Origin of the sequence: Pseudomonas sp. NyZ201, from assembly GCF_049860765.1 — a bacterium.
In the GTDB taxonomy this organism is placed as follows: Bacteria; Pseudomonadota; Gammaproteobacteria; order Pseudomonadales; family Pseudomonadaceae; genus Aquipseudomonas; species Aquipseudomonas bharatica.
On the sequence record NZ_CP187557.1, the window covers coordinates 609,570 to 622,743 of the forward strand.

Genomic DNA, 13,174 nt, shown 5'->3' on the forward strand with positions numbered 1-13,174 from the left:
CAGGCGTCCTTCTATATGACGAGATTCAAGATGATTGGTTTGCGCCGTCTGTGGGTTATCGGCTGTTTTTTCCTGCCCTTGATCGTTTGGGCTGCTCCTGCGCCCTCCTTGGTGCAGCTCGACGCGGCCCAGCGGGAATGGCTGGAGCAGCATCGCAGCCTGCGCGTGGGGATGATCCTGCAGGCGCCCTTCGCCCAGTTCGACCGGCGCCTGCAACAGTTGTCCGGGGTCAATGTCGAGGTCATGAACCTGCTGGCGCGCAACCTTGGCCTGGACCTGACGTGGCGCAACTTCGCCGACCAGGCCGAACTTGAGCATGCCCTGGCACGGGGCGAGATCGACCTGGCCCCGGGCCTGACCCAGACGCCTGCCGGCCTGCGCCTGTGGCTGTTCAGCGACCCTTATATGCGCGTGCCGCAGTTGATCGTCGGCCAGCGCAACGGCGCGGTGGCGGTGGATGTGGAGAACATCGGCGAGATCGAGCGGGTTGCCGTGCGCATGCCCAGTGCGGTGGCCGACCATCTGCGCGCCACCTACACCAATCTCAACCTCCAGGGGGTGCCCGGCGAACGCCAGGCCCTGCAATTGGTGGTCAGCGAGCAGGCCCGTTATGCGGTAGTGGATGAAGCGCAACTGAGCCGGCTGTCCCGCGAGAGCGAGTTCAGCGAACTGGCGGTGGTGGGCGATATCGGTTTCCCGCAACTGCTGCGGGTCGCCTCACGGCGGGACTGGCCGTTGCTCGCGGATGTGCTTGAACGTGGTCTGCAGGCAATTCCCGCGAGGGACCTGGAAGAGCTGCACAGCCGCTGGCTGCAACCCCGGTATCCGCGCCTCAGCGAGTCCCCCGGTTTCTGGCAGAACCTTGCGCTGCTGTTCGCTGCGCTGTTCTTCAGTAGCGTGGCGATCATCGTCTGGCAGCGCCGCCAGCAGAGTTTCCTGGAACACAACCTGCTGGCAGCGCGGGAGGACCTCGCCGAGCGCCTGGGGCGTGAAGAGGCGCTGCGCCTCAGCCAGTTCTCCCTGGACCAGAGCACTGTCGGCATTCTCTGGGTGCACTGGGACAGCCATGTGCGCTATGCCAACCGCGCTGCCGAGGTCATGCTTGGCTACGAGCCGGGCAAGGTAGTGGAGCGACCGCTGATCGACTTCGAACCGCAACTGCACATGGACCGCTGGCTCGACCTGTGGAAGCGCGCGCGGGCCAGCGACGAGTCGGCGCAGCGCTTCGAAACCCAGTGGCTGCGCGCCGATGGCTCGTTCCTGCCGGTGGACGTGTCCTTGAGCTTCCTGCGTTTTCGTGATGCCGAATACCTTGTGGTGTACCTGACGGACGTCAGCGAGCGCCGGCGCGCCCTGGCTGCCCAGCGCGAGAGCGAGGCGCGGCTCAAGGGGATCGCCGCCAACGTGCCGGGGCTGGTGTTCCGCCTGGAGCGCGACCCGGGAATCGACGAGCTGGAGTTTCCCTACATCAGCGAGGGCAGTGAAACCCTGGTCGGCTACGCCCCGGCGGAGATCCAGGATCCGAAGATGGGCCTGCGCAACCTGGTGCATGCCGATGACCGTGCGGACTATCACCGGGTCCAGGATCAGGCCCTGGCCACTGACAGCGACTGGTCCTGGCAGGGCCGCATACTCACCCGTCAAGGTGAGCAGCGTTGGGCCGATATCAAGGCCAGTGCCCGAACCCTGAGCAATGGCCGGGTGGTCTGGGACGGCATCGTCTGGGATATCACCCAGAGCAAGCAGGTCGAGCTGGAGCTGGAGAGCTCACGCGAGCATCTGCGTGAACTGGCCGCGCACCTGGAGAGTGTGCGCGAGGAGGAAAAGGCGCGGATCGCCCGGGAAGTGCATGACGAGCTTGGTCAGATGTTGACCGTGCTGAAGCTGGAAACGTCCATGTGCGAACTGGCCTACGCCGACCTTGATCCGGGTCTTACGGAACGTTTGGGCAGCATGAAGCGCCTGATCGCCCAGCTTTTCCAGTTGGTTCGCGATGTGGCGACGGCGTTGCGCCCGCCGATCCTGGATGCCGGCATCGCCTCGGCCATCGAGTGGCAGGCCCGGCGCTTCGAGGCGCGGACGCAGATTCCCTGCCTGGTCCAGGTGCCGGAAAACCTGCCACCCTTGAGCGATGCCAAGGCTACCGGGCTGTTCCGGGTGCTGCAGGAGGTGCTGACCAATGTCATGCGCCATGCCCGGGCGCATACCGTGGAGATCAGCCTGACCCGTGAAGGGCCTATGCTGTGCCTGAGCGTCAGCGATGATGGTGTGGGATTCATGACGGATGAGAGCCGGCCAAGTTCCTTCGGGCTGGTCGGCATGCGGGAAAGGGTGCTGATGCTCGGTGGCGAGATGCATCTGCACAGTGAACCTGGCGAGGGCACCAGCCTGAGCGTGCGTATTCCTTTGGATGAAACAGGAGCGGGGCAGTGATTCGAGTATTGGTGGCCGAAGACCACACCATCGTGCGCGAGGGCATCAAGCAGTTGATCGGCCTGGCCAAGGACATGCAGGTGGTGGGCGAGGCGGGCAATGGCGAACAGTTGCTGGATGCGCTGCGGCATACGCCATGCGAAGTGGTCCTGCTGGACATTTCGATGCCGGGGGTTAACGGCCTGGAGGCGATTCCGCGGATCCGCGCGCTGAATGCTCCGCCGGCGATCCTGGTGCTGTCCATGCACGACGAAGCGCAGATGGCCGCCCGGGCGTTGAAGGTGGGCGCTGCGGGGTATGCCACCAAGGACAGCGATCCGGCCCTGCTGCTGACGGCGATCCGGCGGGTAGCCGGAGGCGGGCGCTATATCGATCCGGACCTGGCCGATCGCATGGTCTTCGAGGTCGGCCTGACCGATACCCGGCCGCTGCACTCGCTGCTGTCGGAGCGCGAGTTCTCGGTGTTCGAGCGCCTGGCCCAGGGGGCCAATGTCAACGATATCGCCCAGCAACTGGCGCTGAGCAACAAGACCATCAGCACGCACAAGGCGCGCCTGATGCAGAAGCTGAATGTCACCTCGCTGGCGGAGTTGGTGAAGTACGCGATGGAGCACAAGCTGCTCTGAGTGTTCTGAAAGCGACGTCCGAAAGAGTGATGTCGTTTGGGCGGGCCTCATCGCTGGCAAGCCAGCTCCCACAGGATTCTGTATGCGGCTCGCCAGCGATGAGGCCCTCAAGACATACCTAAACCCGCCATCTTTGTAGGGCGATCCCTACAAGCACCCTTCCACCCGGCTGATATCAATCTCTCAGCACCCCCGATTTGCGCCGCCCGGGCCTTTCCTTACGCTTGGATCACAGCAGTCATCCAACAAAAAGGTGCAGGTATGAGTGAGGTCAGTTCGAACGCTGCGTCCGGCGAGATCCTGGTCAGCTTCCGTGGTGTGCAAAAGAGCTACGACGGCGAATCGCTGATCGTCAAGGACCTCAACCTGGACATCCGCAAGGGCGAGTTTCTTACCCTGCTTGGCCCCTCCGGCTCGGGCAAGACCACCAGCCTGATGATGCTGGCCGGCTTCGAGACGCCGACTGCCGGCGAGATCAAGCTGGCCGGTCGCTCGATCAACAACGTGCCGCCGCACAAGCGCGACATCGGCATGGTGTTCCAGAACTACGCGCTGTTCCCGCACATGACCGTGGCCGAGAACCTGGCCTTCCCCCTTAGCGTGCGCAACCTGAGCAAGACCGACATCAGCGAGCGGGTCAAGCGCGTACTGAACATGGTCCAGCTCGATGCCTTCGCCCAGCGCTACCCCGGCCAGCTGTCCGGTGGCCAGCAACAGCGCGTGGCCCTGGCCCGGGCGCTGGTGTTCGAACCGCAGCTGGTACTGATGGACGAACCCCTCGGCGCCCTCGACAAGCAACTGCGCGAACACATGCAGATGGAGATCAAGCACCTGCACCAGCGCCTGGGCGTGACCGTGGTCTACGTGACCCACGACCAGGGCGAGGCGCTGACCATGTCCGACCGCGTGGCGGTGTTCCATCAGGGCGAGATCCAGCAGATCGCCGATCCGCGCACCCTCTACGAAGAGCCGAAGAACACCTTCGTTGCCAACTTCATCGGCGAGAACAACCGCATCAACGGCCGCCTGCTCAGCAGCGACGGCGAGCGCTGCCTGGTGGCCCTGGCCCGTGGCGAGAAGGTCGAGGCACTGGCGGTCAACGTCGGCCAGCCGGGCGAGCCGGTGACCTTGTCGGTGCGTCCGGAGCGGGTGCGCCTGAACGGCCACAGCGAAAGCTGCGTGAACCGCTTCTCCGGCCGCGTGGCCGAGTTCATCTATCTGGGCGACCACGTGCGGGTTCGTCTGGAGGTCTGCGGCAAGGCCGACTTCTTCGTGAAGCAGCCGATCGCCGAACTCGACCCGGCCCTGGCCGTGGGCGACGTGGTACCGCTGGGCTGGGAGGTCGAGCATGCACGTGCCCTCGATCCTATCCTGGAAGCCCACTGAGGTTTGCTAACCAACACCCTGCACTGTGGAGAGAACAAGAATGCTCAAACACTTGAAGTTGACCGCCCTGGCATTGGGTCTGTGCACTGCGACCCACGCAATGGCGGCAAGCGATCTGACCGTGATTTCCTTCGGTGGCGCCAACAAGGCGGCGCAGGTCAAGGCGTTCTACGAGCCTTGGGAAAAGGCCGGCAAGGGCAAGATCGTCGCGGGCGAGTACAACGGGGAAATGGCCAAGGTCAAGGCCATGGTCGACACCAAGAGCGTGTCCTGGAACCTGGTAGAGGTCGAGTCGCCGGAGCTGGCTCGCGGCTGTGACGAGGGCATGTTCGAGGAATTGGATCCTGCGTTGTTCGGCAACGAGTCCGACTATGTGCCAGGCGCTATCCAGCCATGCGGCGTCGGTTTCTTTGTATGGTCCACGGTCATGGCCTACAACGCCGACAAGCTGAAGACCGCACCGACCAGCTGGAAGGACTTCTGGGACACCAAGAACTTCCCTGGCAAGCGTGGCCTGCGCAAGGGCGCCAAGTACACCCTGGAATTCGCCCTGATGGCCGACGGCGTTGCGCCGAAGGACGTCTACAAGGTGCTCGCCACCAAGGACGGCCAGGACCGCGCCTTCAAGAAGCTCGACGAGCTGAAGCCGAACATCCAGTGGTGGGAAGCCGGCGCCCAGCCGCCGCAGTACCTCGCTTCCGGCGACGTGGTCATGAGCTCGGCCTACAACGGCCGGATTGCTGCGGTGCAGAAGGAGAGCAACCTGAAGGTGGTGTGGAACGGCGGTATCTACGACTTCGACGCCTGGGCCATTCCGAAGGGCGCCAAGAACGCCGAGGAAGCGAAGAAGTTCATCGCCTACTCGGTACAGCCTGAGCAGCAGAAAATCTACTCGGAAAACATTGCCTACGGTCCGGCCAACTCCAAGGCAGTCGCACTGCTGTCCGACGAGATCAAGAAGGACATGCCGACCACCCCGGAAAACATCGCCAACCAGGTGCAGATCGACGTGGCCTTCTGGGCTGACAACAGCGAACAGCTGGAACAACGCTTCAACGCCTGGGCAGCCAAGTAAGTCGCCCCGATGGAGCGCCGGTGCCGAGCCGGCGCTCCCCGTTTTCCAAGATTTCCGGAGTTCGCTATGGCCATCGCAGTGCCCCTCAAAGAAGGCGCAGGTCCTACCCTCAAGCAGCGTCTGGCGCGTGCCGAGCGGGTCAACCGCTTCAAGGCGCAGGCGTTGATCGCGCCGCTGGCGCTGTTCCTGCTGCTGGTGTTTCTCGTGCCGATCGCCGCGCTGCTGTACAAGAGCGTCGGCAACCCCGAGGTGGTCGGCGGCCTGCCGCGCACCGTGGCCGCGGTGGCCGAGTGGGATGGCAAGAGCCTGCCGGGCGAGCCCGTCTATAAAGCGCTGAGCGAAGACCTCGCCGAGTCGCGCAAGAACCAGACCCTGGGCGACCTGTCCAAGCGTCTCAACATGGAACTGGCCGGCTACCGCAGCCTGCTGGCAAAAACTGCCCGGGCCCTGCCGTTCAAGACCGAGCCGGCTTCCTACAAGGAAGCCTTGCAGGAGCTCGACGAGCGCTGGGGCGACCCTGCCTACTGGCAGGCGATCCGTCGCAATACCAGCAGCGTGACGCCGTTCTATCTGCTGGCAGCCCTCGACCACCGCATCGACGATCTCGGTGAACTGGCCCCGGCCACCCCGGATCAATCCATCTACCTGGATATCTTCACCCGGACCCTGTGGATGGGCTTCGTCATCACCGCCATCTGCCTGGTGCTGGCCTATCCGTTGGCGTACCTGCTGGCCAACCTGCCGACCCGGCAGAGCAACCTGCTGATGATCCTCGTGCTCCTGCCGTTCTGGACCTCGATCCTGGTGCGGGTGGCGGCGTGGATCGTGCTCCTGCAATCCGGCGGCCTGATCAATAGCGCCTTGATGGCCATCGGCATCATCGACAAGCCGCTGGAACTGGTATTCAACCGTACCGGCGTATACATCTCGATGGTCCACATCCTGCTGCCGTTCATGATCTTGCCGATCTACAGCGTAATGAAGGGCATCTCGCCGACCTACATGCGCGCGGCCATCTCCCTGGGTTGCCATCCTTTCACCAGCTTCTGGCGCGTGTACTTCCCGCAGACCTACGCCGGCGTGGGCGCCGGGTGCCTGCTGGTGTTCATCATGGCCATCGGTTACTACATCACCCCGGCGCTGCTCGGCAGCCCGAACGACCAGATGGTCAGCTACTTCGTGGCCTTCTACACCAACACCAGCATCAACTGGGGCATGGCGACCGCGCTGGGCGGCCTGCTGCTGCTGGCCACCGTGCTGCTGTACCTGATCTATAGCTGGCTGGTCGGCTCCAGCCGCCTGCGTCTGAGCTGAGGAGCGTCGTCATGCTGAGTCCGTACATGTCGCCCGTCGAGCGGGTCTGGTTCTACAGCTTGCGCATTCTTTGCGGGCTGATCCTGCTGTTCCTGGTGTTGCCGGTGCTGGTGATCATTCCGTTGTCGTTCAACTCCGGCAGCTTCCTGGTCTACCCGCTGCAAGGCTTCTCGTTGCAGTGGTACCACAACTTCTTCGCTTCCGATGAATGGATGCGGGCCCTGAAGAACAGCATCATCGTCGCCCCGGCGGCCACGGTGCTGGCGATGGTCTTCGGCACCCTGGCCTCGATCGGCCTGACCCGCGGGGACTTCCCCGGCAAGTCGCTGATCATGGCCCTGGTGATCTCGCCGATGGTGGTGCCGGTGGTGATCATCGGCGTGGCCAGCTACCTGTTCTTCGCCCCGCTGGGCCTGGGCAACAGCTTCCTGTCGCTGATCCTGGTGCACGCGGTGCTGGGTGTGCCGTTCGTCATCATTACCGTGTCGGCGACCCTGCAAGGCTTCAACCACAACCTGGTCCGCGCCGCAGCCAGCCTGGGCGCCTCGCCGATCACCACCTTCCGTCGGGTGACCCTGCCGCTGATCGCGCCGGGGGTGATCTCGGGGGCGTTGTTCGCCTTTGCGACCTCGTTCGACGAGGTGGTGGTAACGCTGTTCCTCGCCGGCCCAGAGCAAGCGACCCTGCCGCGGCAGATGTTCAGCGGTATCCGCGAGAACCTGAGCCCGACCATCGCGGCGGCGGCCACCCTGCTGATCGCCTTCTCGGTAGTGCTGTTGCTGACCCTGGAATGGCTGCGCGGGCGCAGCGAGAAACTGCGGACACAGCAGCCTGCCTGAAGGCAACTCGGGACCCTGTGGGAGCCGGCGTTGCCGGCGATGAGGCCAGACTAGGCAATGATGTTGTCAGTGCTGGCCTCATCGCTGGCAACGCCAGCTCCCACAGGTTTTTGTGTTGTTCCGCCCATCTCCAGACAACATCCGTCAGTCTCCTTTCCCCTGATGTACAATGCGCGCCACCGTGAATTTGCCCAAAGGTGCGCCATGCAGCCCTTCGCTATTGCCCCCTCGATTCTGTCCGCCGACTTCGCCCGCCTGGGCCCGGACGTGGATGCCGTGCTTGCCGCCGGCGCCGATATCGTCCACTTCGACGTGATGGACAACCATTACGTGCCCAACCTGACCATCGGCCCGATGGTCTGCTCGGCCCTGCGCAAGTACGGTGTGACTGCGCCGATCGACGTGCACCTGATGGTCAGCCCGGTCGACCGCATCATCGGCGACTTCATCGAGGCCGGCGCCACCTACATCACTTTCCATCCGGAAGCCTCGCAGCACATCGACCGCTCCCTGCAACTGATCCGCGACGGCGGCTGCAAGGCCGGCTTGGTGTTCAACCCGGCCACCGGGCTGGACGCGCTGAAGTACGTGATGGACAAGGTCGACATGGTCCTGCTGATGAGCGTAAACCCCGGTTTCGGCGGGCAGAAATTCATCCCCGGCACCCTCGACAAGCTGCGCGAGGCCCGCGCCCTGATCGATGCCAGCGGCCGGGATATCCGCCTGGAAATCGATGGTGGCGTGAACGTGAAGAACATCCGCGAAATCGCTGCCGCTGGCGCCGACACCTTCGTCGCCGGTTCGGCGATCTTCAATGCCCCTGACTACAAGGCGGTCATCGACCAGATGCGCGCCGAACTGGCGCTGGCCCGCCCATGAGCGGCTTCGAGCAGTTGTTTGCGCAACGCTTGCCACGCCTGGTGATGTTCGACCTGGACGGGACCCTGATCGACTCGGTCCCGGACCTGGCGGCGGCGGTGGATCGCATGCTGCTCGAAATGGGCCGCGCGCCTGCCGGTGTCGCAGCCGTGCGCCAATGGGTCGGCAACGGCGCGCCGGTGCTGGTGCGCCGGGCCCTGGCCGGTGGCATCGAGCATTCGGCGGTCAGCGACCAGGAAGCCGAGCACGGCCTGGAGATTTTCCTCCGTGCCTATGGCGAGAGCCATGACCGTACGGTGATCTATCCGGGCGTGCGCGACACCTTGCGCTGGCTGCAGGCGCAGGGCGTGGAAATGGCCCTGATCACCAACAAGCCCGAGCGCTTCGTCGGTCCGCTGCTGGACCAGATGCAGATCGGCCCGTATTTCCGCTGGATCATCGGGGGCGACACCCTGCCACAGAAGAAACCGGACCCTGCCGCCTTGCTGCATGTCATGCAACTGGCCGGGGTGACGGCGGACGAGGCGCTGTTCATCGGCGATTCACGCAGCGATGTGCAGGCGGCGAAGGCGGCCGGGGTCAAGTGCGTGGGCCTGACCTACGGCTACAACCACGGCCGGCCGATCAGCGAGGAGTCGCCGGCGCTGGTGATCGACGATCTGCGCGCCTTGCTCCCGGTTGCTTCGGTGCAGCCACTGAGCTAACGTTGAGCCCTTCAACCTTCCCCTCGGTAGAGATTCCATCGTGGTAGCACCTGGCAAACTCTGGATGAAAGTCATCAAGGCCCTGGCCCGTTGGCGTTGGCGCGCCTGACTTCTTTCCAGCCGGCTCCGACCCGGCCCGTTTGCCATTTGTCTTTTCCTGCCCTACTGCCACGAGGCAATCATGACCCGCGAAGAATTCCTGCGCCTGGCCGCTGAAGGCTACAACCGCATCCCCCTGGCCTGTGAAACGCTGGCCGACTTCGACACACCGCTGTCGATCTACCTGAAACTGGCCGACCAGCCCAACTCCTATCTGCTGGAGTCGGTTCAGGGCGGTGAGAAGTGGGGGCGCTATTCGATCATCGGCCTGCCAAGCCGTACCGTGCTGCGGGTGCATGATCACCAGGTGCGCATCACCGTCGACGGTGTCGAGACCGAGCGCCACGATGTGGAAGACCCGCTGGCCTTCGTCGAAACCTTCAAGGAGCGTTACAAGGTTCCGACCATTGCCGGTCTGCCGCGCTTCAACGGTGGCCTGGTCGGCTACTTCGGCTACGACTGTGTGCGTTATGTCGAGAAGCGTCTGGGCAAATGCCCGAACCCGGACCCGCTGGGCGTGCCGGATATCCTGCTGATGGTGTCCGATGCAGTGGTGGTCTTCGACAACCTGGCCGGCAAGATGCACGCCATCGTCCTCGCCGACCCGGCGCAGGACAACGCCTACGAGCAGGGACAGGCCCGTCTGCAGGATTTGCTGGAGCAACTGCGCCAGCCGATCACTCCGCGCCGCGGCCTCGACTTCAGCGGCCCGCAGGCCGCCGAGCCGGCGTTCCGCTCCAGTTTCACCCAGGCGGACTACGAACGCGCGGTAGACACCATCAAGGAGTACATCCTCGCCGGTGACTGCATGCAGGTGGTGCCGTCGCAACGCATGTCCATCGACTTCAAGGCGGCGCCGATCGACCTGTACCGCGCGCTGCGCTGTTTCAACCCCACGCCGTACATGTACTTCTTCAATTTCGGCGATTTCCACGTGGTGGGCAGCTCGCCGGAAGTGCTGGTACGGGTCGAGGACAACCTGGTCACCGTGCGGCCGATCGCCGGTACCCGCCCGCGCGGCGCCACCGAGGAGGCCGACCGGGCGCTGGAAGAAGACCTGCTCTCGGACGATAAGGAGATCGCCGAGCACTTGATGCTGATCGACCTGGGACGTAACGATACCGGGCGCGTGTCGGAAGTCGGCTCGGTGAAGCTGACCGAGAAAATGGTGATCGAGCGTTACTCCAACGTGATGCATATCGTTTCCAACGTCACTGGGCAGTTGAAGAACGGCCTGACTGCCATGGACGCCCTGCGCGCGATCCTGCCGGCGGGCACCCTGTCGGGGGCGCCGAAGATCCGCGCGATGGAAATCATCGACGAACTGGAGCCGGTCAAGCGTGGTGTCTATGGTGGTGCGGTCGGCTACTTCGCCTGGAACGGCAACATGGACACGGCCATTGCCATTCGCACGGCAGTGATCAAGGACGGCGAGCTGCATGTGCAGGCCGGTGGCGGCATCGTCGCCGACTCGGTGCCGGCGCTGGAGTGGGAAGAAACCATCAACAAGCGCCGGGCGATGTTCCGCGCGGTGGCGCTGGCTGAGCAGACCCCTCGGACATAAGTGTTGGCCCTAATCGCTGGCAAGCCAGCTCCTACAGTCCCTGTGGGAGCTGGCTTGCCAGCGATGAGGCCATCAGTAACAACATGGCCTCTTGCGCTTAGAACTCCAGACTCAAGGCCAGATTGACCCCTTGCTGGGTCAACTCATCACTCTTGCGCCAGTTGTAGCTTCCGCGCAGCGCCACTCCCGGCGCCACCGTCTGGCTCAGGCCCAGGCTCACCCGGTTCAGATTGCTCTGCGGCGTATACCCGGTCAGGGTGAAGTCATTCGCCGGCAGGCTGTTCAGGTGCGTGGTCAGGTCCTGCGTGTCATCCTCGAACTCATGCTCATGGGCAACCTCGCCGAACAGCAGGGTCGCTGGCGCCACCCGGTACTTGCCCTGCAGCCCGGCACCCAGCCGCCGTGAATCACGTTTCTGGTCATCGAAGGTCAGCGCCGTGGCCCGCATGCCTTTCTCGCTATAGCCATCCACCTCGATTCGCGCGTAATCGGCGCTGACGAATGGCGACAGGCTCCACTCGCTGCCCGGCGCCGCCAGATCGAAGCCGAGGCGGGCGGAGACGGCGACTACATCGCCATCGGTATCGCCTTTCTCGCTGCGGTCATTGGGCCCGAGGGCGAAGGTGCGTTGCAGGTCGTCGTAGTCCAGGCGCCCGCCGGTCAGCGCGGCATCGGCCCACCAGCGGCCGTGGTTGAACTGGGCGAAGACGGTGGCGAGGTAGCTGTTCAGGCGATAGTCGGAGTCCCGCGCCCCGGCTTCCAGCTTCTGCCGATAGACGCCGCCGGCAATACCGATCCGCCAGTCCTGGTCGAGACGATAGCTACCGCCGACAGTGAGGTTGTAGCCGTGGCCGTCGGCGCTGGCCGAGCTGCGCTGGCTGTCGATATCCAGCTTTTGCCCGCCGGCAGCGACGATCGCCTGCCATTGTCCGACCGCCTGCCAGTCGGCTTGCCATTGGTTGCGCAGCTCATCCTGATGCGCGCGCAAGGTGCCATGGGCCATTTCCGGCAGCAGCGTCAGTTCCCAGGGGGCGGAAAGGATCGAATAGCCGTAGTCGGCGATCATCCGCTGGCCGGCGATGGTCGGGTGCACCGAGTCGTTGAACAGCAGCTTGCTGGCGTCCGGATTGGTACCGTTGGCGCCATATACCGGATTCTGCGTGCAGCCGTTGCCGCTGTAGCAGGTTTGCAGCAGGTTCTGGTCGCTGGCGAGGCCGAACAGGCCTGGCGAGGCGATGGCTTCCTGGAACAGCAGAGGGATGTTCAGCGGAATGATCTGGGCATCGATCCGTGCCAACTGGCTGACCAAGGCCTGGTTGAACAAGGCACTGAGCTGTGAGCTGGCGCCTTGCAGCGGTGTGCCGTTCAGCGCCGGCGTCAGGCCGAGGTCGGGCAGCAGCCAGACCATGATGTAGCGCGCCCCCGCCTGTTGCAGCGCTTGGGCGCTGGCCGCCAGTTGGGTGGCCGATGTTGCGGCGGCGGCAGGCGAAGTCACCAACCCCTGGAGGAAGTCGTTGCCGCCGCCGGTGAGGTAATACAGCGCATTGGGATCGGCCAGGCGTCCGCCGGCCAGGTAGCCCGGGCGCTGGCGCAGCACCGTGCCTTCGCCAGGGTTGCCCGGGGGAATGACCACCAGGGATTCGCCGGTGATGGATTCGAAGATCTGGTCGGTTCGATAGCCGCCGGTCGCCCAGTTGTTGCCATCCGGGATACCCAGGGCGGCGTTCACGGGTGAAGTGGAGGCATTCAGGTCGCCCGGGGCGATGCCCAGGTAGCCGCCGAGAAGCATCGACGACACCGGGGCGAAAGTGCCGTCCGGGTTGCGGTTGGTGTAGCGCTGGCTGGTGCCGGGCGCACCATCGGGGTCGGGGAACTGGCCGGCGTCGGCGAGGCTGTCGCCGAAGACGATCATCGTCGAGTAGGGGGAGGGGCTGGCCATGGCATTGGCACAGGCGAGGGCGAGCAAGCACGCGGCGGATTGACGCAGATAACGGCGTTTTCTCATCGCAAGAGTCCTTTTGTCGTTGTTTTTGGGCATTGCGCCCGAACACGGTAGCAAATCCCTGGCTTCGTGCCCCCTCGATATTGCGCGCATTGTTTCCGTAAGCTACTGTGCGGCAACGTATGAACGAGACCTACCCCGTGTTGATCGTCAGCAAACTCTTGATGCGTGTTATCAAGGCCCACGCCCGCTGGCGTTGGCGCGCCTGACTTTATCTCCTGCCGGTTTTCCGGCCCGTTACGTTTTGCCTTTC

9 protein-coding genes and 1 pseudogene are annotated in these 13,174 nt (G+C 64.0%); 9 read left to right on the forward strand and 1 reads right to left on the reverse strand.

Annotation, left to right across the window (positions count from 1 at the left end; translation table 11 throughout):
* The first annotated feature begins 30 nt into the window (after positions 1-30).
* The 9 genes and pseudogenes from ACPFMA_RS02645 (at position 31) to trpE (ending at position 10,919) form a co-directional block, all read left to right on the forward strand.
* Positions 31-2,433 (forward strand): PAS domain-containing sensor histidine kinase, encoded by a 2,403-nt coding sequence (locus ACPFMA_RS02645; RefSeq protein WP_425929644.1) that lies wholly within the window; start codon positions 31-33, stop codon positions 2,431-2,433.
* The gene (locus ACPFMA_RS02650; RefSeq protein ID WP_009404263.1) at positions 2,430-3,059 is read left to right on the forward strand and encodes a response regulator; all 630 of its coding nucleotides are present in this window, start codon (positions 2,430-2,432) and stop codon (positions 3,057-3,059) included. The genes ACPFMA_RS02645 and ACPFMA_RS02650 overlap by 4 nt, the downstream gene beginning before the upstream one ends.
* Before the next feature lie 261 nt (positions 3,060-3,320).
* Positions 3,321-4,445, forward strand: coding sequence for an ABC transporter ATP-binding protein (locus ACPFMA_RS02655; protein WP_009404264.1), 1,125 nt, complete (start codon positions 3,321-3,323; stop codon positions 4,443-4,445).
* Positions 4,446-4,485: 40 nt separating this feature from the next.
* Entirely contained in the window at positions 4,486-5,520 is a 1,035-nt protein-coding gene (locus ACPFMA_RS02660) for an ABC transporter substrate-binding protein (protein WP_009404265.1), read from the forward strand.
* 66 nt (positions 5,521-5,586) lie between these two features.
* A complete protein-coding gene (locus ACPFMA_RS02665; RefSeq protein WP_009404266.1) occupies positions 5,587-6,834 on the forward strand; it encodes an ABC transporter permease in 1,248 nt (415 codons plus the stop codon).
* Between the two features lie 11 nt (positions 6,835-6,845).
* Entirely contained in the window at positions 6,846-7,673 is an 828-nt protein-coding gene (locus tag ACPFMA_RS02670) for an ABC transporter permease (RefSeq protein WP_064302973.1), read from the forward strand.
* Positions 7,674-7,877: 204 nt separating this feature from the next.
* Positions 7,878-8,552 carry a ribulose-phosphate 3-epimerase gene (gene rpe / locus ACPFMA_RS02675; protein WP_009404268.1) on the forward strand — a complete coding sequence of 225 codons (675 nt, stop codon included), beginning with the start codon at positions 7,878-7,880 and terminating at the stop codon, positions 8,550-8,552.
* A pseudogene (locus tag ACPFMA_RS02680) lies at positions 8,549-9,365 on the forward strand (phosphoglycolate phosphatase). Before rpe ends, ACPFMA_RS02680 begins: the two are co-directional and overlap by 4 nt.
* Before the next feature lie 72 nt (positions 9,366-9,437).
* Positions 9,438-10,919 carry an anthranilate synthase component I gene (trpE, locus tag ACPFMA_RS02685; protein WP_279900051.1) on the forward strand — a complete coding sequence of 494 codons (1,482 nt, stop codon included), beginning with the start codon at positions 9,438-9,440 and terminating at the stop codon, positions 10,917-10,919.
* A gap of 97 nt (positions 10,920-11,016) precedes the next feature.
* Here trpE and estP read toward each other — a convergent pair whose 3' ends face one another.
* The gene (gene estP, locus ACPFMA_RS02690; protein ID WP_425929645.1) at positions 11,017-12,924 is read right to left on the reverse strand and encodes an esterase EstP; all 1,908 of its coding nucleotides are present in this window, start codon (positions 12,922-12,924) and stop codon (positions 11,017-11,019) included.
* Between the last annotated feature and the right edge of the window lie 250 nt (positions 12,925-13,174).